This window comes from Acidovorax sp. JHL-3 (assembly GCF_000526295.1).
Taxonomy (GTDB): Bacteria; Pseudomonadota; Gammaproteobacteria; order Burkholderiales; family Burkholderiaceae_C; genus Acidovorax; species Acidovorax defluvii.
In genome coordinates, this window is record NZ_JAFU01000004.1 from 626,771 (window position 1) to 649,135 (window position 22,365).

Genomic DNA, 22,365 nt, shown 5'->3' on the forward strand with positions numbered 1-22,365 from the left:
AGGGCCGGTTCGGGCGGCGCGGTGAAGGGTTGTGAACAAGGCGCTCACACGCCCGCCACGCCCACGGTCATGCCGCCGCAGACATACAGAACCTGCCCCGTGACGAAACCACTGCGCGCATCCAGCAGGTAGCTGGCGGCGTGGGCCACGTCGTCGGGCGTGCCAATGCGCCTGACGGGCACGGCCTCGATGATGGCGCGGGTGCGCGGGGCGTCGGGCGGGTTGGCACGGTCGAACAGCGCAGTGCGGATGGGGCCGGGCCCGATGGCGTTGGCTGTGATGCCGTGCGGCCCCAGCTCCAGCGCCCACACCCGTGTCATGCCGATCAGGCCGGCCTTGGTGGCGGCGTAGGCGGTGCGCAACTCTTTGCCCAGCGCCGCGCGCGAGGACATGTTGACAATGCGCCCGAAGCCCGCAGCCTTCATGCCCGGCAGCAGTGCCTGCATGCACTGAAACGCGCAGCGCAGGTTCAGCGAAACGGCCAGGTCGAACTCGGCCAGCGTCTGGTGCTCGGCATCGGCCGGCACCACCACGCCCACGTTGTTCACCAGCCGCGTGATGGGACCGCTGGCCAGCGCCTCTTGCAGTGCGCGCGCGGTGTCTGCCGCATCCGACAGGTCGGCACGGATGGCGCCGGGCACGGAGTCCACCACGCGGTCGATGACGATCGGCAGGTAGCCCTCGGCACGGCAGCGCTCGGCAATGGCAGCACCGATGCCGGCGCCGCCGCCGGTGATCAGCACGCGCTCGGGGGTGGTATTGGGCTGGGTCATGGTTTTTGCGGGTGAATGGCGTGGGGCGCCAACGGTTCAGGCACCCATGGCCAAAAAGGCGGCCAGCGCGTCGTCAAACGCAGCCGGTGCTTCTAGGTTGGACAGGTGCGAAGCCGGTACTTCGGCCAGGCGCGCACCGGCAATGGCCCGCTGCATGGCCTTCGCATCGGCCACGGTGGTCACCGGGTCACTGGCACCGGCAATCAGCAACGTGGGCACGCGAATGGCGGCAATGGCATTTCGCAGGTCGGCCTGGGCCAGTGCCTCGCAGCAGGCGGCATAGCCCTCGGGCGCGATGCCGGCAATCCAGCCTTGCGCCAGGGCCACCCGCGCGGGCTGGGCCGCGATGAAGGGTTCGGTGAACCAGCGGCCGGGCGCCGAAGCGGCCAGCTCGGCCATGGCCGCGGTGCCTTGGTTGCGCACCAGCGCAGCACGGGTTTGCCAGCCTTCGGCCGTGCCAATTTTGGCGGCACTGTTGCAGACCACCAGGTGGTTCAGGCGCCCGCCCGCGTGCACGCCCAGCCACAGCCCGGTGAGGCCGCCCATGGAGATGCCGCAAAAGCTGGCCTTGGCAATGCCCAGCGCGTCCAGCAGCGCCAGAACATCACCGCCGAGTTGCTCCAGGCTGTAGGGGCCTTGCGACACCACGCTGCCGCCATGGCCGCGCGTGTCGTAGCGCAGCACGCGGTGGGTCTGGGCGAAGTGCTGCGCCTGCGCGTCCCACATCTCCAGCGGCGTGCCCAGCGAGTTGGAAAACACCAGCACCGGCGCATCAGCGGGCCCATCCAGGCGCACGCGAAAGCGCCCGCCGGGGGTGTCGATGGTTGGTGTCTGCACGGCTTGTGTTGGCGCGGTGAGTTTTGGCACGGTCAGACGCGTTCGAGGATCACGGCAATGCCCTGCCCCACGCCAATGCACATGGTGCACAGCGCGTATTTGCCGCCGGTGGCGTGCAGGCGGTTCACGGCCGTGGTGGCCAGGCGGGCACCGCTGGCGCCCAGCGGGTGGCCCAGCGCAATGGCGCCGCCCCAGGCGTTCACACGGGCGTCGTCATCTTTCAGGCCCAGGGCGCGCAGCACGGCCAGGCCCTGCGCGGCAAAGGCTTCGTTGAGCTCGATCACGTCCATGTGGTCAATGGTGAGGCCGGTTTGCGCCAGCACCTTCAGGGTGGCGGGCGTGGGGCCAAAGCCCATGATGCGCGGCGCCACGCCGGCGGTGGCCATGCCGACCACGCGGGCGCGCGGCGTCAGGCCATACTTGGCGGCGTTGGCTTCGTCGGCCAGCAGCAGCGCGCAGGCGCCGTCGTTCACACCGCTGGCGTTGCCGGCCGTGACGGTGCCGTCAGGCCGCACCACGCCCTTGAGCTTGGCCAGCGCTTCCAGGCTGGTCTTGCGGGGGTGTTCGTCGGTGTCCACGACGATGGCATCGCCCTTTTTCTGCGGGATGGTGACCGGGCAGATCTCGCGCGCCAGGTGGCCAGCTTCGATGGCGGCCACGGCACGCAGCTGGCTGTTCAGGGCCATCAGGTCCTGCGCCTCGCGCTCGATGCCAAAGTCGGTGGCCACGTTTTCGGCCGTTTCGGGCATCGAATCCACGCCGTACTGCGCCTTCATCAGCTTGTTGACGAAGCGCCAGCCAATCGTGGTGTCATACACGGCGTTGTTGCGGCTGAAGGCGCTTTCTGCCTTGGGCATGACAAACGGGGCGCGGCTCATGCTTTCCACGCCACCGGCAATCATCAGACCGGCCTCGCCGGCCTTGATGGCGCGCGCGGCCGTGCCCACGGCATCCAGGCCCGAGCCGCACAGGCGGTTGATGGTGCCGCCGGGCACTTCCAGTGGCAGGCCCGCCAGCAGGGCCGACATGCGCGCCACGTTGCGGTTGTCTTCACCGGCCTGGTTGGCGCAGCCATAAAGCACGTCGGTCACGGCGGCCCAGTCCACGCCCGGATTGCGCTCCATCAGCGCCTTGAGCGGGATGGCGCCGAGGTCGTCGGTGCGCACGCTGGACAAGGCACCGCCGTAGCGGCCGAAAGGGGTGCGGATGGCGTCACAGATGAAAGCTTGGGTCATGGGTGTCTCCTGGGGGTTTGTCGGGATTGAGGTGAATTCAGGCCTGGATGGGCAGGCCGACAAGGCGTTCGAGCTCAGCGTGCTCCAGCCCTTCGACCTTGTCGATGAGCTGCAGGCCCTGCGGCGTGCAGGCCAGCGTGGCAAGGTCGGAGTAAATGCGCTTGACGCAGCCGATGCCGGTGAGCGGATAGGTGCACTGCGCCACGACCTTGCTGGCGCCCTGCTTGGTGAGCAAGTCCATCATCACCCAGGTCTGCTTGGCACCGATGGCCAGGTCCATGGCACCGCCCACGGCAGGAATGGCGCCGGGCTCGCCCGTGCTCCAGTTGGCCAGGTCGCCCGTGGCCGACACCTGAAAGGCGCCCAGCACGCAGATGTCGAGGTGACCGCCGCGCATCATGGCAAAGCTGTCAGCGTGGTGAAAATACGCGCCGCCGGGCAGCAGGGTCACGGGCTGCTTGCCTGCGTTGATGAGGTCATAGTCTTCGCTGCCCGCAGCGGGCGCCGGGCCCATACCCAGGATGCCGTTCTCGCTTTGCAGGACGACTTCGCGGCCTGCGGGAATGTGGTTGGCCACCAGGGTCGGCTGGCCGATGCCCAGGTTGACATAGGCGCCGTCGTGGATGTCTTGCGCCACCCGTTTGGCCAACTCTTCTTTACTACGTTTTTGATAGCTACTCACGCTTGCTCCTTTTGCGCCAGAGGCCAATTTCATGCAGATTTCTTCATGCCACCCGCCTGGGTGGCCACGCGGGCGATCTTCACCACGTGGCTCACATAGACGCCCGGCGTGACGATGGCTTCGGGGTCGAGCGCGCCCAGCTCCACCAATTCGTGCACCGTGGCAACCGTGGTCTTGGCGGCGGTGGCCATCACGGGGCCAAAGTTGCGCGCCGACATGCGATAGGTCAGGTTGCCCCAGCGGTCGCCCTTTTCGGCCTTGATCAGGGCCACGTCGCCGTAGATGGGGTACTCCAGCACGTAGTGCTTGCCATTGATTTCGCGCGTCTCTTTGCCCGCGGCCAGCTCGGTGCCATAGGCCGTGGGGCAGAAAAAGGCGCCAATGCCAGCACCTGCGGCGCGGATGCGCTCGGCCAGGTTGCCCTGCGGCACCAGCTCCAGTTCCAGCTTGCCGCTGCGGTAAAGCTCGTCAAACACATAGCTGTCGGCCTGGCGCGGAAAGCTGCAAATGATCTTGCGCACCTGTCCGGCCTTGAGCAGCGCCGCCACGCCCTGCTCGGCGTTGCCGGCGTTGTTGTTCACGATGGTGAGGTCGCGCGCACCATGGGCGATCAGGCCGTCGATCAGCTCGTCAGGAATGCCCGCCGTGCCAAAGCCGCCAATCAGCACCGTGGCGCCATCCTTCACACCCGCAAGTGCCTGCGCCACCGAGTCCGCTATCTTGTTGATCATGGAAAGTCTTCCGGGAAGTGTCAAAAAATTGCCACCAATTTGTTCGTATAATGAACAAATGTTCGCATAGAGAATTATAAACCGGGCATTTCATGAACACCAATACCCCTCCCGCCAGCCCGAAACCGGGCGACAGCTACGTGCAGTCGTTTGCGCGCGGCCTGGAAGTGATCCGCTCGTTCAGTGCCACCGCGCCGCAGCAGACGCTGAGCGAGGTTGCCGCGCAGACCGGCCTGACGCGCGCGGGCGCGCGGCGCATTCTGCTCACGCTGCAGACGCTGGGCTATGTGGAAAGTGATGGTCGGCTGTTTCGCCTGACCCCGCGCATCCTTGATCTCGGCTTTGCCTACCTGTCTTCCATGCCCATCTGGGATCTGGCCGAGCCGGTGATGGAGGAGCTGGTGGAGCAGGTGCGCGAGTCGTGCTCGGCGGCCGTGCTGGACGGCCTCGATATCGTCTATGTGCTGCGGCTGCCCACGCACAAGATCATGCGCACCAACCTGGGCGTGGGTTCGCGCCTGCCCGCGCCGTGGACATCGATGGGGCGGGTGCTGCTGGCGGGCCTGCCCGACGAAGAACTGGTGGCACGGCTGCAGGGCCTGAACCCCCAGCGCTTTACCCAGCACACCACCGTGGACGTGGCCACGCTGCTCGAACGCATACGCCAGGCACGCACACAGGGCTGGTGCCTGATCAATCAGGAACTGGAGGAAGGGCTGATTTCGATTGCCGCGCCGCTGACCAACCGCGCGGGCCAGACCGTGGCCGCCCTCAATATCAGCGGCCAGGCCAACCGCACCAGCGCCGAGGTGATGCAGGCCACCATGCTGCCCGCCCTGCTGAAGGCAGCGCGCACCATTTCACGGCTGCTGAGCCTTCAGCGCAACTGACGTGCGGGCCTTGGGGCCGAACAGCCGCCGGCAAACGGCTAACAGCGCGCACCGCGTATTCGCGCTGCCTGCCCAAGCAGTTCAATTCTTGCGAAAACCCAGCACCAGCACCACGGCCCCCAGCGCAATGGCGCCCAGGCTCAGCCACTGGGGCACATTCACCGATTCCTTGTCTTTCACGGTGAGCTCCAGCGGACCCAGCTTGGCCTGCGTGGTTTCTTTGGTGAAGCTGAAACCGCCGGTAAAAAACCCGGCCAGCCCCAATACGATCAGGATCGCTCCGGTCAGACGCAGTGCATTCATGGCATATCTCCCAAATCCGGGGCTGTTGGACAAAGGCGCAGCAGCGACCCCGGTTTCCCCGCCTGTGCCCGGCCACTGTAGACGCGCCCGGCGCCTGCGCATGTAGGACGCCACCGCAACGGCGCACCACCCGTTGTGCGCCGGCATCGCTGCCACTGCGTGCTACGCTCAGGGCCATGTTCAACCCGTCCCAAGCCGATGTGCGCCGCTTTCTCTGCGCAGTGCACGCCAAGACCCTGAGCGGCGCCCCCATGGAGGCCATCGAAACGCTGGCCAGCCTGTGGATTGCAGAGCACCCCGAGTACCACGCCGAGCTGGCCGACGCCGACGCCGCCGTGGCGCGCAACTACGACGAAACGCCAGAGCAGACCAACCCGTTTCTGCACCTGTCGATGCACCTGTCGATCAGCGAACAGTGCAGCATCGACCAGCCGCGCGGCATCCGCCAGGCGGTAGAGCTGCTCACCGCGCGCCTTGATTCCCTGCACGACGCCCACCACGCCACCATGGACTGCCTGGGCCAGATGCTGTGGGAAAGCCAGCGCGCCGGCCGCCCCCCCCGATGGAGACGCCTACATCGCCTGCGTGCAGCGCCGCGCCACCCGGGACTGAAGCGGTCGCCAACGCTGCGTTGATCGCGGCGCAAGCTCCACCACAGGTTTTGGGCGCCTGGGCGCTCAAACGCTGAACGGGACGGCGCAAGCGTCAGGCCGACAAGCCAGAAACAGCACAGTTTCGCGCCGTTGTGCGGCCTTCGCGCAACGCATAGTCGCGCGGAAACACCAACACATCACATTGCACGTGGCCCACCAGCCGGACCGCGACACTGCCCATCAACCAATCAACGGGTGCCGGGCGGCGCTGGTACCCGACTGCAATGAGATCGGCTCCTGAGGCTTCGTGTTGCACGGCAAGCTGCCGGGCCGGGTCTCCGGCTCCCAGCACCGAGGCCACACGGTTGCGCCGCGTGTCCAAAGCGGTGGCAAGCGGCAGCATCTTTTGGCGTGCCTGCTCGCGCACTTCGGCGCGATAGGCCTGAATGGCCTGCATCGACGCTTCGGCGCTGCGCAGTTTGGCTTCGTTGCGCCGGTCAATCGCGTGATAAAGCTCCAGTCGCGCCTCCCCTTGCAGCCCCCCGGCATACCGCACCAACGCCCCTGCGGTCTCGGAAAAATCCACCGCAACCAGTACATGACGATAGGCACTTTTGGGTGCGTTCTGCACGATCAGCACCGGACAGCGACTGCCACGCAAGACTCGCGCCCATGGCGAACCCCGCAGCAGGCGCCCCCAGTTGAAATGCGCCCGCCGGTCCATCACCAGCAAATCTGCTCCCGCCGTTGCGGCCAGCGCATCGGCCACCACGTCGCCGGTGCCCTGCCTTGCGGCAACGACGGCAACATCATGGCGCCGGGCCAGCTGGCGCGCCCGCTGTTCCAGCCGCGCGTGCGGATCGGCGAACTTGGGATCGGGCGTGTCGGTGCCGTAGTGGATGCGCAAGCGCGCATGGTGATCGGCTGCAACCATGGCAGCGCGGTCCAGCGCCTGCTCGGCGGCGGCAGAAAAATCGGTGATGGCAACAATGGTCTGAAGGTGCATGGAACTTCCCGGTAAGCGTACAAACGGCCGGCGCAAAGCGCCGCGCTGGATGGCGCCATCAGTGCGCCCACGCAACGGAAAACCACGAAACGTGAGCGGTGAAAACCGGAATCTCAATGGCCGCAGCACGACATGCTGTCGCGCGCACTGGTCCGGCATGACTGCCCGGCGGTGGGTCGATGACGCTCTTGGGGAAAGAAGAAACCGCCGGGCCTAGGAATCTGCGGCCGTGGAAGCTGGTTTCAGAACACCCGTCCTTTGCACGATGTGTGCGGGCAACGCAGCAGTCGTGGACGACTCGGCGGCACGGACACAGGAGGGAGAAACCAGAAAACGCATAGGGGTATTTTACGAACGACTCCCCCAAAGGACAACCAAGCCCCTGCGCGGTGTGCCAGATAGGCAGGCGCCTGCGACACCAAGCGCCATGTGTGCATGGCCAGAAACAAAAGAGCCCGCTGGCTGCGGGCTCTGTGCGAATGGCCTGGTTTGCGGGACGAGGCCCCAACCGGCGGTCAGCTCAACGAAAACGCGATTGCGGCACCGTGTGCAGGTCGCTTTCGAGCGAGCCCACATAGCTTGCAATTGCCTTCAGCTCCGCGTTGGTGAACTGCTTGGCGATGCCGCCCATGATGGCGTTGCCGCGGCCGACATGGGTGTTCTTTTCCACCTTGTAGGCCTTGAGCGCCACGAACAGGTAATCAGCGTGCTGGCCCGCTATCTTGGGATAGGACGGATCGATGGGCTTGGCAAAGTTGTCGCCGTGGCAGGAAACGCAGGCACCCTTTTTCAGCAACTCGGCCACTTGCACGCTGGGTTCGCGACCCGACTTGGCGGGCAGCTCGGCGCTGGTCTTGCCGTGTTGTTCGTAATAGGCCGATACGTCGGCAATGTCCTGCTCGGTCAAGGAGTCGGAGACGCCGCGCATCGTGGGGTGCTTGCGCTCGCCCTTTTTGTAGGCCGTGAGGGCGGCAGCAATGTACTTGCCGCTTTGGCCCGAGATCATGGGTACCTTATGCACTTCGGGAAAGCTCGACTGGTAACCCGGAATGCCGTGGCAGCCGATGCACATCGCAATTTTCTGCTTGCCGGCTTCGACATCTCCCTTGGCTTCCTGGGCGTGGGACACCGCCGTCACGCAAGCGACAGCCAGGGCGAATATCGTGGTCAACGTCTTGTTCATTTTGCGCGCACAATCGTATGAAGGTTCAACTCGTGGCTCTGATCCGATGGCGATTATAGCCACCGCTTGTCAAGCCCATCCATCAACGATTCGGTGTTTTGTTCATGAAATTTCAAGGTTCCCAGACTTACGTCGCCACCCAAGACCTGATGCTTGCCGTGAACGCGGCCATCACGCTGCAACGCCCGCTGCTCGTCAAGGGCGAGCCCGGCACCGGCAAGACCATGCTGGCCGAAGAAGTGGCACAGGCGCTGGACATGCCCTTGCTGCAGTGGCACATCAAGTCCACCACCAAGGCGCAGCAGGGCCTGTATGAATACGACGCCGTGAGCCGCCTGCGCGACAGCCAGCTCAACGATGGCGACAGCGCCGAGCGCGTCAAGGACATCCGCAACTACATCGTCCAGGGCGTGTTGTGGCAAGCCTTCACGGCCGACCGCCCCGTGGCACTGCTGATCGACGAAATCGACAAGGCCGACATCGAGTTCCCGAACGACCTCCTGCGCGAGATCGACCGCATGGAGTTCTACTGCTACGAAACGCGCGAACTCATCAAGGCCAAGCACCGGCCGCTGGTGTTCATCACCTCGAACAACGAAAAGGAACTGCCCGACGCCTTTTTGCGCCGCTGCTTCTTTCACTTCATCAAGTTCCCCGAAGCCGACACCATGCGCCAGATCGTGAACGTGCACTTCCCCACGCTCAAGAGCGAGCTGCTGGGCGTGGCGATGAAGACGTTTTACGACGTGCGCAACCTGCCTGGCCTGAAAAAGAAGCCCTCCACCAGCGAGCTGATCGACTGGCTCAAGTTGCTGGTGGCTGAAGACATTCCGCTGTCGGCCCTGCAAAGCGCCGACAACAAAGTGGCCGTGCCACCGCTGGTGGGTGCACTACTGAAGAACGAACAGGATGTCAGCCTGTTTGAAAAACTCGTCTTCATGAATCAACGCAACCGTTGATTGCCGGAGCCCGGCCATGAGTTTTGTTCAACCACTGGTCATGCGCCACAACGGCGTGCGCCTGGAACCCCTGGCGCTGTCGCACGAGGACGGGCTGCGCGCGGCGGCTGCCGATGGCGAGCTTTGGAAGCTGCGCATCACATCGGTACCCGAACCGCATGAGACACGGGCCTACATCGAAACAGCGCTCAAGATGCGCGAAGACGGCCACCGCTTTGCTTTTGCGGTGGTCGACGATGCCACCGGCACAGTGCTGGGCACCACCAGCTACCACGACATCCTGCCCGCCGTGAAGCGTGTGGAGATTGGCTGGACCTGGTACCGCAAAAGCGTGCAGCGCAGCCACGTCAACACCATCGCCAAGCTTTTGATGATGGGCCACGCCTTTGACCAGCTCGGCTGCAACGTCGTGGGCTGGCGCACCGACAACTACAACTTTGCCTCGCAACGCGCCATCGAACGGCTGGGTGCCAAAAAAGACGGCGTGATCCGCGGCCACGCGCTGCGCCGCGACGGCACCATTCGCGACACGGTGATGTACAGCATGCGCTTGGGCGAATGGCCAGAGGCCCGGGCACAGTTGCTATACCTTTTAGAGCATCATACGCTTGTCACATAAGCGCTTGAGGCCAATATCATGTTAATTGACTTTTTCTACACCCTGCGCGCGGCCAAGCTACCGGTTTCGGTCAAGGAATACCTCACGTTGCTTGAAGCCCTGCAGGCCGGCGTGGTGGGCCCCAAGTCGGCGGACGGCTGGAGCCTGGACGATTTCTACCACCTGGGCCGCACCGTGCTGGTCAAGGACGAGAAGCACTACGACAAGTTCGACCGCGCTTTCGCCGCCTACTTCAAGGGCGTGGAAATGGTGGCCGACTTCACCAAGGAGATCCCGGCCGACTGGCTGCGCAAGATCCTGGAAAACGAGCTCACGCCCGAGCAGAAAGCCGCCATCGAGAAGATGGGCTGGGACGAGCTCATGGAGACGCTGAAAAAGCGCCTGGAAGAGCAGAAAGAACGCCACGAGGGCGGCAGCAAATGGATTGGCACCGGCGGCACCAGCCCGTTTGGCCACGGCGGCTACAACCCGCAGGGCGTGCGCATTGGCGGTGCCAGCAAGAACAAGAGCGCCGTGAAGGTGTGGGAGCAGCGTGCCTACCGCGACTACGACGACCAGCAGGAGCTGGGCACGCGCAACATCAAGGTAGCCCTGCGCCGCCTGCGCAAGTTTGCGCGCGAGGGGCACGAGCTGGAGCTGGACCTGCCCGACACCATTCGCAGCACGGCGGCCAACGCGGGGTATCTGGACATCAAGATGGTGCCCGAGCGCCACAACAACGTGAAGGTGTTGCTGCTGATGGACGTGGGCGGCACCATGGACGAACACATCCAGCGGATCGAAGAACTCTTCAGTGCTGTCAAGACCGAGTTCAAGCATCTGGAGTTCTACTACTTCCACAACTGCGTGTACGACTTCATGTGGAAAAACAACCGGCGCCGCTTCGCCGAGAAATTCCCCACCTGGGACATCATCCGCAAGTACAACAAGGACTACAAACTGATCTTTGTGGGCGACGCCACCATGAGCCCGTATGAAATTTTGCAGCCAGGCGGCAGCGTGGAATACAACAACGAAGAGCCGGGCGCCGAGTGGATTCAACGGCTCACGCACGCCTTCCCCAAGCACGCGTGGATCAACCCCGAGCCACAAGGCGTGTGGCAATACCGCCAGAGCATCAGCATCATCCAGCAGCTCATCGGCAACCGCATGTACCCTTTGTCACTCAAGGGGCTCGAAGAAACAATGCGGCTGCTGTCAAAATAGGCACATGCCCATCGCTCTTTCAACGCCGGCCCGATGGCCGGCGTTGCTGTTTTTCTGCGTGGTGTGCCTGCAAGGCTGCAGCCTGTTGCCCCGAGGCGAACGCAACGCCACCGCAGACACAGCCTCCACCCCGGTCAACGACAGTTCCTCCTTGCCCGCGTTCACCCTTGAAGTGAACGCGCCCGACGGCGTGCGCGAGACCCTGGAGCGCCATCTGGAACTACAACGTTTCCGTGCACTGCCCGATCTGCAAGACGGCGAGTTGCAGCGCCTGCTGGCCGCCGCCGACGCTAACGCGCGCGAACTGCTGGGCACCATGGGCTACTTTGCCCCCACCATCACGGTGCTGATGACCGACACCCCCGAAAGCAAAGCCGCCTTGCGTGCCGTGGTCGTAGTGGTAGAGCCCGGCCCGCAAACCCGCATTGCCAGCACCCAGATCACCGTGGCCGACAGCACCGACAAAGACACCGAAAGCCACGCTCGCCGCGAGCAACGGGTGCAACGCAACTGGTCGCTGTTGCCAGGACAGCCCTTCACCCAGTCGGCCTGGGACAGTGCCAAGGCCGACGGCCTGCGCCAGCTTCAGGTGCGCCGCTACCCCACCGCCCGCATTGCGCAAAGCCGCGCCGAGGTGGATGCCGACACCCACCAGGCGGCACTGAGCGTGAACTACGACACGGGCCCCTCTTACCGCTTTGGTCCCCTGAAGGTGCAAGGCAGCGAGCGCTATGACCCCGATGGCGCGCGGCGCCTGGCCCGCTTGCCCACCGGCGCTTTTTATGACGAGGCGCAACTGCTGGATGCGCAGTTGCGCCTGGCCAGCAGCGGTTACTACGACGCGGTGTTTCTCACCCTCGACACCGAAGGCACCGACCCGCAGGCCGCCCCCGTGGTGGCGCAGTTGCGCGAGGCCAAGCTGCAAAAGCTGGTGTTTGGCGCTGGCATCTCCACCGACAGCGGCCCCCGGCTTTCCATGGACCACATCCACAACCAGTTGCCCGTCATCGGCTGGCGTGCGGTAAGCAAGCTGCTGCTGGACCGCGAGACCAAGCTGGCGAGCACCGAGTGGACCGATCTGCCCGACGAAAACGGATGGCGCTGGTTTGCCTCGGCCCAGGCGCAGCGCGAAACCACGGGCGACTACCAGGTCAACAGCGCACGCCTGCGCTCGGGCCGCAGCAAAAGCGGTGCACGCATTGATCGCAACTATTTTCTGCAATACGACTACGCCAACAGCCAGGGCCTGAATGCCCCGCCTTCGGGCACGGCGATCAGCGTGAACTATGGCTGGACGGGCCGCTATTTCAATAGCACCGTGGCGCCCACGCGTGGGCACGGGCTGGCGGTGGAACTGGGGGCAGGCACCACGCTGCACCCCGACCGTGCGGCTTTTGTGCGCACGCTGGTGCGCTGGCAATCGTTCATCGCGGCGGGCCGCGTGCAGGCCGAAACCGGTGGCGCGCGCAATGCCCGCATCGCCCTGCGGGCCGAAGCTGGCGCCGTGATGGCGCGGCAGACGGCGCAGATCCCGGTAACGCAGCTCTTTCTGACCGGCGGCGACACCACCGTGCGCGGCTATGGCTACCGGGCAATCGGCGCCCGCACCGAAAACAACCTGCTTTATGGCGGCCGCTATCTGGGCCTGGCCAGCGTCGAATGGCAGCGCCCCATCGTTTACAACGGCGCCATGACCGACTGGGAGAGCGCCGTTTTTGTGGATGCCGGCGCCGTGGCCGACCGTGTGGGCGACCTGGACCCCCGCGTTGGCGTGGGTGCCGGCGTGCGCTGGCGCAGCCCGGTGGGCCCGCTGCAGGCCGACCTGGCCTATGGCGTGCAGTCCCGGCAACTGCGGCTGCATTTGCGCCTGGGGTTCAGCTTCTGATGCGCCGCCAGACGCCCGCCCAGCGCACGCCCCCGGCCGATTTCTCTGCGGGCGGCGCCACCCCGCCCGCCGCACCCGTTCGCGGCAAACACGTACGCCGGGTCCTGCGGTTCTCGGGCTGGTTGCTGGTGGGCCTGTGCGCCCTGGTGCTGGCAGTCGGCACGCTGGCCTGGTGGTGGTCGGGCCGCGACAGCTCTTTGGCAGCCCTGCTGGCGCGCGCCGCCCTGCATCTGCCGGCCGGGCAAACACTGGACAGCCGCGAGGTGAGCGGATCGCTACGCAGCGGCGGCCGCATTGGCTGGCTGCGCTGGAGCAGCCCGACCCTGCGCGTGGAAGTCAACGATGCCATCGTGGGCTGGCAACTGGCACCCTTGCTGCAGCGCCGCCTGGAGCTGGGCGAGGTGCATGCCGCCACCGTGACGATCACCCCGCTGGGCCCGCCCAGCCCCGAGCCCCTGACGCCACTGGACACGCTGGTGCTGCCGCTGCAGATTGGCCTGCCCTTTCGCATTGACCGCCTGCAATGGGCAGGCACACCGGCCGTGGAAGCCCTGGGGCTGGCGGGTGACTACCGCTTTGATGGGCGCCAGCACCATCTGGCCATTGGCAATGTGGCACTGGCCCAGGGCCAATACACCGCCCGCGCCACCTTGGACGCCCAGGCTCCCATGGCGCTCGATGCCACGGTGGATGGCAGCGTGCACCAGGCCGTACCCGGCAGCAGCGCCAGCGTGCAGGTGCAGGCCCACGCCACACTCAAAGGCACCTTGTCCACCGCTGCCGCGCAATTGCAGCTGGATGCCCAGTTGCGCCCGCTTGCCCAGGCTGCGCAGCCCGCCACCGCCACGCCCCAAGCCCCCGGCATGGCTGCGCCTACCCGGCAGCGCACCCCATCCACCCCCGCCGCCGCCGCCGTACCCGAAGCCATGCAGGCCGCTCTGCAGGCCACGCTGGCCCCGTGGGCGCCTCAGCCGGTGCAGCAGGCCCGCGCCACGCTGCGCGCCGTCAACCTGGCCACGCTGTGGCCCCAGGCGCCCGCCACTCGGCTGAACGGCGCGCTGCAGGCCGGCCCCACCGCGGACCAAGGCACTCCTGGCTGGGCCGTGCAGGCACAAATCAACAACGAGCTGGCAGGCCCATGGGACCAATCGCGCCTGCCGCTCACCGCCCTTGCCACCAGCGCCAACTGGGATGGCACGCGCTGGAGCATTCCCGACGCTACGGCCAGCGTGGGCAAAGGCACGGCCACGCTGCAAGGCCACTACACGCCCGCCACGGGCGCCATCGACGGACAGGCCCAGCTGCGCAACCTGCCCCCCGAGGCGCTGCACACGGCGCTGGCGGCAGCGCCGCTCTCGGGTAGCGTGGTAGCGCAAACCCAGGGCAACGGCAGCATGGCTTTCACGGCCGACATCCAGGCCAGCAAAGCCACAGCGCCGCAAGCGCCACGCGCCCCTGCGCTGCGCATCAATGCCTTGCAAGCCAAGGGGCAGTGGCAGGCGCAAGAAAATGGCGGCACGGTACGACTGGAACGCCTGCTGGTCGATGCCATGCAGGCCCGGCTGGAGGCCACCGACCTGCGGGTGGCGCTGGGCACCTCATCCGCACAAGGGAAGTTGCAACTCACAGTGCCCGGCGCCAGCGCCCAGGCCACGGGTGCAATGGCCCCCCGCACCGGTGCCGGATCGCTGCAGGTGCAGTGGACCGACGCCGACCGCACCCAGCGCTGGCTGACCAGCCTGCCGGGCCTGGCCACGGCCCTGCAAGGAGCCACGATCAAGGGCCAGGCGCAACTGACCAGCCGCTGGACCGGCGGCTGGCAAAGCCTGGCAGAGCAGTTGCAGGCTGCCCGGGCAGGCACGGCGCCGCCCGCAGACAAAACCCCGTTCACCCTGCAGGCCACGCTGACCGCACCGCAACTCGACCTGACCCTGCCGCCGGGCAACGCATCTACGGCGACCGCTGTGCAGTTGCAATCGCTGCGGGCAGAACTGGCGGGTTCGCTGCGGCAGACCACGCTGGCACTGGACGGCACGCTGCGCACGGGCACGCTGCAGACCACGCTGCGCACGCGCGTCGCGGGCGGGCTGGCATCCGCCGCGCTGTGGAAAGCGCAGGTGAACGAGCTGCGAATGCAGGCGCAAGACACCCAACGCCCCGGCCCCTGGACACTGGAGCTGTTGCAGCCCCTGGCCTTGACGGCGCAGCTGGGCCAGCCACCCGCCACGCCCGCCACACCTGGCACGGTGGCGCTGCAGGCTGCGGCGGGCCAGGCCCGCCTTACCGGCCCGCTGCCCGGCAGCGTGGCGCTGCAATGGCAACCCACGCGCTATCAGGCCGGGCCCGGCACGGCAATGCGCCTGCAAAGCCAGGGCCGCTTGCAAGGCCTGCCCTTTGCATGGCTGGATGCGCTGGGGCTGGAAGGCACGCCCGCGGTGGCTGGCAAACCGGCCCAGCCGCTGCTGGCCCGCCTGGGCCTGGGGGGCAACATGGTGCTGGAGGGCCAATGGAACGTGGATGCCGGTGCCACGCTGCGCGCCCAGGCCAGCCTGCGGCGCACCAGCGGCGACCTGCGCATCCTCACCGGCGAAGCCGCCCCGGTCACGGTGCTGCAAAGCTCTGGCCAGGGCACCGGCGCGGGCAGCCCCACCTCCATCACCACCCCGCAGCCCGGCAGCCCTGCCGGCGTGCGCCAGGCCGAACTGACGCTGGAGGCCGAAGGCGACGCCCTGCGCGCGCGCCTGCTCTGGGCCAGCGACCGCGCCGGTGATATGGATGCCACCGCCAGCACCCGCCTCACCCTGGGCGACTCGCCGGCGGGGGGCAACGCACTGGCGGGTGTCACCTGGGCGCCCGATGCTCCGTTGGCCGCCACCGTGCGCGCCCGCCTTCCCGATGTGGGCGTGTGGTCGGCCCTGGCTCCACCGGGCTGGCGCGTGCGCGGCACCCTCGACGCCAACGCCACCCTTTCGGGCACCCGCAACGCCCCCCGCTGGGCCGGCACGCTGGGCGCCGACGGCCTGGCCGTGCGTTCCATCGTCGATGGGGTCGACCTGCAAGGCGGCCAGCTGCGCGCCACACTGCGCGGCAATCAGCTCGACATCACCGAATTCCGCTTGCAAGGCGGGCGCGGCAGCAACGCGCGCATTGCCGGCTTCAGCGGCAACCGCACGCCCGCGCCGCAAGACGGCGGCACGCTCACGGGCTCGGGCCGGCTGAGCTGGGGCGAGCCCAATGCGGGCATGTCGGGCATTGCCATGGACATCACGGCCGAGGCCCGCGCGCTGCAGGTGCTGGTGCGCGCCGACCGGCAGGTCAGCGTATCAGGCCAGGTGCAGGCGCAGCTGCAACAGGGCCAGTTCAGCGTGCGCGGCAAGCTCACCACCGACCGGGCCACCATCATCCTGCCCGACGAATCAGCGCCCAGCCTGGGCTCGGACGTGGTGGTGCGCTCGGCCGCCAAAGACCGCGCAGACCAGGCCAAGGCCCAGGTGGCCGCCCGCGCCAACCAGAAAGCAGCGCAAGCCGAAACCCCTCGGCCACCTGCCATTGCCATCACCCTCAACCTGGGCCGCGACTTTGCGCTGCAGGGCCAGGGCATCACCACGCGCCTCACCGGCGAGCTGGACATCCGCAGCAGCACCGTGCCCGGCGCCCCGCCCCGCGTAACAGGCGAAGTGCGCACCGAAGAAGGCCGTTACCGCGCCTGGGGCCAGATGCTGGACGTGGAGACAGGCCTGATCCGCTTCAACGGCCCCTACAACAACCCCGCGCTCGACATACTGGCGCTGCGCCCCAACATCAGCGTGCGCGCAGGGGTGCAGGTCACCGGCTCGGCCCTGTCGCCCCGCGTGCGGCTGTATTCCGACCCCGAACTGCCCGACGCCGAAAAACTGTCGTGGGTGGTGCTGGGCCGCGATGCGGCCAACGGCGGCGCCGAAGCCGCTGTGCTGCAACAAGCCGCCCTGACCCTGCTGGGGCGCGGCGGCGGCAGCAACCCCACCGCCCAGGTGGCCAGCCGCCTGGGCCTGGACGAAATCGGCTTCAAGGGCCCCGGCACCGGCGAAGACGCCACCAGCGCCGCGCTCACCTTCGGCAAGCGCCTTTCCAAAGACATGTATGTGACCTACGAGCGCAGCCTGTCGGGCACGCTGGGCACGCTCTACATCTTCTACGACCTCTCGCGCCGCCTCACACTGCGCGGCCAGACAGGCGAAAAAAGCGCCGTGGACATCATCTACACCGTGCGCTACGACTGATTTCACCGCGAAAACCGGCGCCCCGCCCAGCCTCTACAATCGTCGGCTGCCTCCTCGTAGTTCAATGGATAGAACGAGTGCCTCCTAAGCGCTAGATACAGGTTCGATTCCTGTCGAGGGGACCACATGCAAGGCCGGAAGCTTCCGCAAGCTTCCGGCCTTTTTCTTTTTCCCCTGTGAGAAGTGGCCTGGATCCATGCAACAACATGCTGCGAGGCGTTGAAGCCAGTTGCAATGGGCCCATCACGCCTCGGACAAATGCCTGCATTGCCGTATAGCGCGCATGCCGCGCCTCCAAGGCGTGGTGAATGCTCCGCCGCAACCGACATGAAGACAGGCGCATGACTGATCGGGAAGAGACGCCGAAGGCAGGGAAAAACACTCCGTTGACAGATATTGAGTCAAATCGGCCTCTAGCCCTTTATTCATAAGCGCAAGCAGCTATCAAATCAGGAGTTAACTTAACCATGCGCGGGCCGCGTTCGCCGCGCTTGCCTTGCTGCGCACCCTCGCCTGCAGCGGGCACGCCCTACAGCTGAAACCCCACCGCCCGCACCACGCCCTCGGCGATGTCGCGCAGCCACGACGGCTGGCGTGCGTGGTGGGGCTCGGCGGTGGCGATGTGGCGGGCGCACCAGTGGGCCAGCCATTGCACTTGCTCGCGGTCGTAAAAGGCCGTCATGTGTTCGTAGTTAAGGAACAGGCTGCGCGCATCGAGGTTGACCGAACCGGTCAGCGCCATGCTGTCGTCGATAACCACCGCCTTGGCGTGCACCATGCCGGGGGCCAGCCACACCCGTGCGCCCGCGGTGGACAGCTGGCGCAGGGCGCGTTCGCGGGCCAGGTCGGCCAGGCGGTGGTTGGAGCGGGCGGGCACGATGAGGTGCACCTGCACCCCGCGCCGGCAGGCAATGCACCAGGCATCGAGCAGGGCCTCGTCGGGCACGAAATACGGCGTGATGGCCACAATGCGGCGCTGCGCGTGATAAGCCGCCGTGAGCAGCAGCGCATAGACGGTGTCGTCGGGCTGATCGGGCCCGCTGGGCACCCACTGGGCCAGCGCGCCGCCGGGCGGGCCGACCAGCGCATGGCGCGGTGGCGGCAGGTGGCGGGTGAAGCGCACACGGCCGGTGGCGGCGCGCCAGTCGGCCCGAAACTGCGCCTGGGCCAGCGCAGCCAGTGGGCCTTCGACATCAAAGCTCAGGTCCAGCCAGGCGGGCTTGCCGGGGCGGTCCAGAAAGTACTCGCTGGCCAGGTTGCGCCCGCCGCTCCAAAGGCGTGCCCCGTCGGCCACGGCGACCTTGCGGTGGTTGCGCAGGTTGGTGCGCCCGCGCATGGGGTTGTGCAGCAGGGGCATGAAGCGCCGCACTGTCACGCCCTGGCGGGCAAGCTGGCTCAGCACGGCAGCCGGCGTGTGCAGGCTGCCTACGGCATCCACCAGTAGCCGCGTGGCCACGCCGCGCTGGGCGCATTGCACCAGGGCCTGGGCCACACGGTCGCCCACCTCGTCGTGGTGGAACACAAAGGTGCACACGTCCAGGCTATGCCGGGCAGAGTCGATGAGGGCCAGCAAGGCCTGAAGGGCCTCAGGGCCGTCTTCGTGGAAGTGGACATGGGCGTTGCGCACGGCGGGCGCCAGGTCCATGCCCGCCAGCAGGTGCGTGGCCCAGGCGGGGCCCTCGCCCGTCGCCGCGTGGCTGAGCGTCGTCGCAGTGCCGGGCCGGTGCAGCGTGCGCAGCGGCCGCGCAAACTTGCGCGAGCCCACCAGCAAAAACAATGGCAGCGCCACATAGGGAAACGCCACGATGCCCAGCACCCACGCCAGCGCCGCAGAGGGATGGCGGCGCTGGTGGTCGATGCGGGTGAACATCACATACACCAGCAAGCCAGCAACCACCAGCATGGCGTGGCCCAGGCCGGACAGCAGCACGAAGTCGGTCATGCGGCACCTTGTGGTGTGGCCATGCGCCGACAAGGCGGTGCCAGGCGGGCCGAGCCGCCCGGGGTGGCACAGCCGGTGGTGGACATCCAGTGGCCTGCTCCTGCGGCGCAAGCCCTTGGCATGGCACGGTGGATTGCAACGACAGAACCCCGTTCGCCCCGGACTTGCGAAAGGGCTTCGACAAGCCCAGCCCGAACGGGGTGGCACGCTTCAAAAGGCCGGATGAACCGGGCGTTGCCAGGCGGGGGGTGAGTTGGTGCAAACAGCCGCATGGTGCCCAAGCATAGCGACGGCGCATGGCGGCCGCTGGGCAACAGCGCCGGGCCGCAGAGCCCGGCGGGTTTCAGGCGCGGCCGCGCAGCGTGCGGCTGAGCAGGATCACCGGCACCAGCCCCACCGCCACCAGCGCCAGCGAAGGCAAAGCAGCCTCGCCCAGTCGCTCATCGCGCGCCAGCTGGTAGGCCACCACGGCCAGGGTGTCGCTGTTGAAGGGGCGCAGCACCATGGTGGCGGGCAGCTCTTTCATCACGTCCACAAACACCAGCAGCGCGGCGGCGGCGGTAGAGCGGCGCAGCAGCGGCCAGTGCACATTGGCCATCAGGCGCGCGCTGCCCGCGCCCAGCATGCGGGCCGAGTCGTCCAGGCTGGCCGGAATGCGCGCATAGCCGCTTTGCACCGATTGCAGCGCCACTGCGCAAAAACGCACCAGATACGCCCACACAATGCCCACCGCCGTGGTGGTGACCAGCGCGCCCACGCCCCAATGCGGAAAGTGCGCCTGCACCCAGCCCACCGGCAGCAGCAAGCCCACCACGATCACGGCGCCTGGTACGGCATAGCCCACACTGGCCAGCCGCACCACGCCGCGCGTGAGTAGGTCGGGCCTCCGGCGCACGGCAAAGGCCAGCGCCAGCGCCACGGCCACTGCCAGGCCGGCGGTGATGCCACCGAGCCGCACGCTGTTCCAGGCCCATTCGAGAAAACGGCTCCAGGGCAGCACCGACCAGTCCGACGCCAGCGGGCGCAGCATGAAGGCCACCGGCGCCACAAACCCCATGAACACGGGCAGCGTACACACGCCCCAGGCCAGGCCACGCGCCAGACCACGCAGTGGCACGGGCTGGGCCTCGGTGGCACCCGCGTGGCCGGTGCCCTTGGCAGTGAAGCGCATGCGCCGCTCGGCACGGTGCTCCAGCCACAGCAGCACCAGCACCAGGGCCAGCAGCATGGTGGACAACTGCGCGGCGGCAATGCGGTTGTCCATGGACAACCAGGCCTTGATGATGCCGGTGGTGAAGGTCTGGATGCCGAAGTAGCTGGTCACGCCGAAGTCGGCCAGGGTTTCCATCAGCGCCAGCGCCACGCCCGCGGCCACGGCCGGGCGCGCCAGCGGCAGCGCGATGGAGGTGATGCGCCGAGAGAGCGGCGCGCCCAGCAGGCGTGCGGCCTCCATCAGGTGCGCCGCGCGCTCGCCCAGCGCCGTGCGCGCCAGCAGGTAAACATAGGGATACAGCGAAAAAGTAAACACCCAGATGGCGCCCCACAGGCTGCGCACCTCGGGCAGCAGGCGCCCCTCCAGCCCGAAGGTCTCGCGCAGCCCTACCTGCAGCGGCCCGCTGAACTGCAGAAAGTCGGTGTAGGCATAGGCCGTGACATACGCCGGCATGGCCAGCGGCAACAGCAGCAGCCACTCAAAGACGCGCCGGCCCGGGAACTCGAACAACGTGACCGCCGCTGCCGTGGCCGTGCCCACCACGGCCGCGCCCACCGCCACCCATAGGCCCAGCCACAGCGTGGTCCAGACGTAGCCAGGCAGCACAGTGCTGGCCATCTCGCGCAGGATGGCGCCGGTGTCGGCCTGCACCACGCCCCAGGGCAGCCACGATGCCAGCAGCGCCAGCACGGGCAAGGCCAGCAGGCCCACCAGCAGGATCAGGGGCAAGGTGGATAAGGAAAAGCGGGTGCGGTGCAAGACAGGGTGCTCGGCAAATAGGGAAAGGGCACTACCGACCCACAGGGCGACCAGGAATGCAAATGCGAATTTTAAGCATTCGACCCGCCCTGCCAGACCCGCCCCACTAGAATCAGGCCATGTTTCTTGAGGTTTCCCAACTCGAAGTGCGTTACGCGGGCCGTTCCCAGGCAGCGGTGCAGGGCGTCACGCTGGGGCTGCGTGCGGGCGATATCGGCGTGCTGATCGGCCCCTCGGGCTGCGGCAAAACCACGCTGCTGCGCGCCGTGGCGGGGCTCGAGCCCGTGTCGGCCGGCGAGATCCGCCTCAAGCGCGAGCTGGTGGGCAGTGCGCAGCTGAATGTGCCGCCCGAATCGCGGCGCATTGGCATGGTGTTCCAGGACTACGCCCTGTTTCCGCACCTGAGCGTGGAGCGCAACGTGGCTTTCGGCATCCACCAGCTGCCCCGGGCCGAGCAGGCTGCGCGCGTGGCCGAGGCCCTGCAACTGGTGGGGCTGGAAGGCAGCGGCGCGCGCTTTCCGCACGAGCTCTCGGGCGGGCAGCAGCAGCGCGTGGCGCTGGCACGGGCGCTGGCCCCGCGCCCGCAGCTCATGCTGCTGGACGAGCCGTTTTCCAACCTCGATGTCGATCTGCGCGAGCGCCTGGCGCACGAGGTGCGCGACATCCTGAAGGCCGCCGGAGCGACGGCGCTGTTTGTCACGCACGACCAGCTGGAGGCCTTTGCGATCGGTGACGTGATTGGCGTGATGCACGAAGGCCATCTGCACCAGTGGGACGACGCCTACACCCTCTACCACCGCCCGGCCACCCGCTTTGTTGCCGACTTCATCGGCCACGGCGTTTTTGCCCCCGCCACGCTGGTGCAGCGCGGCAACAACGTGGTGGCGCAAACCCCGCTGGGCGACCTGACCGATCTGGCCGAATGCCCCCTACCCGCCAGCTTTCCGGGTGGCGAATGCGATGTGCTGCTGCGCGCCGATGACGTGGTGCACGACGACCACGCCCCCGTGCAGGCGCAAATTTTGCGCAAGTCGTTTCGCGGCTCGGAGTTTCTGTACACGCTGCGCCTGGCCAGCGGCCACACGCTGATGGCCCATGTGCCCAGCCACCACAACCATGCGGTGGGCGAATGGATTGGCATTCGTGCGCAGGTGGATCATGTCGTCACGTTTGCGCGCGTCTGACTGGATTTTTACAAGCAAAATCGGCCGCTAATGCTTTACTGCAAAGCGCCAATAGCTATTGAAATAGTAGCAAATCAACAGACCGCGAAGGCGCTGCCAATACATG

General features: G+C 66.9%; 17 protein-coding genes, 1 tRNA gene and 1 pseudogene. 9 read left to right on the forward strand and 10 right to left on the reverse strand.

Features of this window, described 5'->3' with window-relative positions:
- Window positions 1-44: 44 nt before the first annotated feature.
- From K226_RS0118280 to K226_RS0118300, 5 genes are read right to left on the reverse strand one after another with little or no spacing between them, the layout of a single operon-like run.
- Entirely contained in the window at window positions 45-773 is a 729-nt protein-coding gene (locus K226_RS0118280) for an SDR family oxidoreductase (protein ID WP_024816171.1), read from the reverse strand.
- A 36-nt stretch (window positions 774-809) separates the two neighbouring features.
- A complete protein-coding gene (gene pcaD / locus K226_RS0118285; protein WP_024816172.1) occupies window positions 810-1,610 on the reverse strand; it encodes a 3-oxoadipate enol-lactonase in 801 nt (266 codons plus the stop codon).
- A gap of 32 nt (window positions 1,611-1,642) precedes the next feature.
- Window positions 1,643-2,845 (reverse strand): 3-oxoadipyl-CoA thiolase, encoded by a 1,203-nt coding sequence (pcaF, locus tag K226_RS0118290; RefSeq protein WP_024816173.1) that lies wholly within the window; start codon window positions 2,843-2,845, stop codon window positions 1,643-1,645.
- Window positions 2,846-2,882: 37 nt separating this feature from the next.
- Window positions 2,883-3,527 carry a 3-oxoacid CoA-transferase subunit B gene (locus tag K226_RS0118295; protein WP_024816174.1) on the reverse strand — a complete coding sequence of 215 codons (645 nt, stop codon included), beginning with the start codon at window positions 3,525-3,527 and terminating at the stop codon, window positions 2,883-2,885.
- A gap of 29 nt (window positions 3,528-3,556) precedes the next feature.
- Entirely contained in the window at window positions 3,557-4,258 is a 702-nt protein-coding gene (locus tag K226_RS0118300; RefSeq protein WP_024816175.1) for a 3-oxoacid CoA-transferase subunit A, read from the reverse strand.
- Window positions 4,259-4,350: 92 nt separating this feature from the next.
- Between K226_RS0118300 and K226_RS0118305 the strand changes: the two genes are divergently transcribed.
- Window positions 4,351-5,148: an IclR family transcriptional regulator gene (locus tag K226_RS0118305; RefSeq protein WP_024816176.1), complete on the forward strand. Its 798-nt coding sequence runs from the start codon at window positions 4,351-4,353 to the stop codon at window positions 5,146-5,148.
- 81 nt (window positions 5,149-5,229) lie between these two features.
- Here K226_RS0118305 and K226_RS0118310 read toward each other — a convergent pair whose 3' ends face one another.
- Window positions 5,230-5,451, reverse strand: a complete 222-nt coding sequence (locus K226_RS0118310) for a hypothetical protein (RefSeq protein WP_024816177.1) — start codon at window positions 5,449-5,451, stop codon at window positions 5,230-5,232.
- Between the two features lie 176 nt (window positions 5,452-5,627).
- On the opposite strand from K226_RS0118310, the pseudogene K226_RS19220 reads away from it, so the two are divergent.
- Window positions 5,628-6,063, forward strand: a pseudogene (locus K226_RS19220) (DUF1841 family protein).
- A gap of 93 nt (window positions 6,064-6,156) precedes the next feature.
- On the opposite strand, the gene K226_RS0118320 reads toward K226_RS19220, so the two are convergent.
- The gene (locus tag K226_RS0118320; protein ID WP_024816178.1) at window positions 6,157-7,050 is read right to left on the reverse strand and encodes a universal stress protein; all 894 of its coding nucleotides are present in this window, start codon (window positions 7,048-7,050) and stop codon (window positions 6,157-6,159) included.
- A gap of 520 nt (window positions 7,051-7,570) precedes the next feature.
- Window positions 7,571-8,233, reverse strand: a complete 663-nt coding sequence (locus K226_RS0118325; RefSeq protein WP_024816179.1) for a cytochrome c — start codon at window positions 8,231-8,233, stop codon at window positions 7,571-7,573.
- Between the two features lie 104 nt (window positions 8,234-8,337).
- Between K226_RS0118325 and K226_RS0118330 the strand changes: the two genes are divergently transcribed.
- The 6 genes from K226_RS0118330 (at window position 8,338) to K226_RS0118355 (ending at window position 17,286) form a co-directional block, all read left to right on the forward strand.
- Window positions 8,338-9,192: a MoxR family ATPase gene (locus tag K226_RS0118330; protein WP_024816180.1), complete on the forward strand. Its 855-nt coding sequence runs from the start codon at window positions 8,338-8,340 to the stop codon at window positions 9,190-9,192.
- A gap of 16 nt (window positions 9,193-9,208) precedes the next feature.
- A complete protein-coding gene (locus K226_RS0118335; protein WP_024816181.1) occupies window positions 9,209-9,811 on the forward strand; it encodes a GNAT family N-acetyltransferase in 603 nt (200 codons plus the stop codon).
- Between the two features lie 18 nt (window positions 9,812-9,829).
- Window positions 9,830-11,017, forward strand: a complete 1,188-nt coding sequence (locus tag K226_RS0118340) for a VWA domain-containing protein (protein WP_024816182.1) — start codon at window positions 9,830-9,832, stop codon at window positions 11,015-11,017.
- A 4-nt stretch (window positions 11,018-11,021) separates the two neighbouring features.
- Entirely contained in the window at window positions 11,022-12,902 is a 1,881-nt protein-coding gene (locus K226_RS0118345; protein WP_024816183.1) for an autotransporter assembly complex family protein, read from the forward strand.
- On the forward strand, window positions 12,902-17,161 hold the full coding sequence (locus tag K226_RS0118350) for a translocation/assembly module TamB domain-containing protein (protein ID WP_024816184.1): 4,260 nt from the start codon (window positions 12,902-12,904) through the stop codon (window positions 17,159-17,161). Before K226_RS0118345 ends, K226_RS0118350 begins: the two co-directional genes overlap by 1 nt.
- A gap of 50 nt (window positions 17,162-17,211) precedes the next feature.
- Window positions 17,212-17,286 (forward strand) — tRNA-Arg (locus K226_RS0118355).
- 404 nt (window positions 17,287-17,690) lie between these two features.
- Here K226_RS0118355 and K226_RS0118360 read toward each other — a convergent pair.
- Window positions 17,691-19,103: a phosphatidylserine/phosphatidylglycerophosphate/cardiolipin synthase family protein gene (locus tag K226_RS0118360; protein WP_024816185.1), complete on the reverse strand. Its 1,413-nt coding sequence runs from the start codon at window positions 19,101-19,103 to the stop codon at window positions 17,691-17,693.
- Window positions 19,104-19,446: 343 nt separating this feature from the next.
- Window positions 19,447-21,075: an iron ABC transporter permease gene (locus K226_RS0118365; protein WP_024816186.1), complete on the reverse strand. Its 1,629-nt coding sequence runs from the start codon at window positions 21,073-21,075 to the stop codon at window positions 19,447-19,449.
- Window positions 21,076-21,194: 119 nt separating this feature from the next.
- On the opposite strand from K226_RS0118365, the gene K226_RS0118370 reads away from it, so the two are divergent.
- Window positions 21,195-22,259: an ABC transporter ATP-binding protein gene (locus K226_RS0118370; protein ID WP_024816187.1), complete on the forward strand. Its 1,065-nt coding sequence runs from the start codon at window positions 21,195-21,197 to the stop codon at window positions 22,257-22,259.
- Window positions 22,260-22,365: the final 106 nt, after the last annotated feature.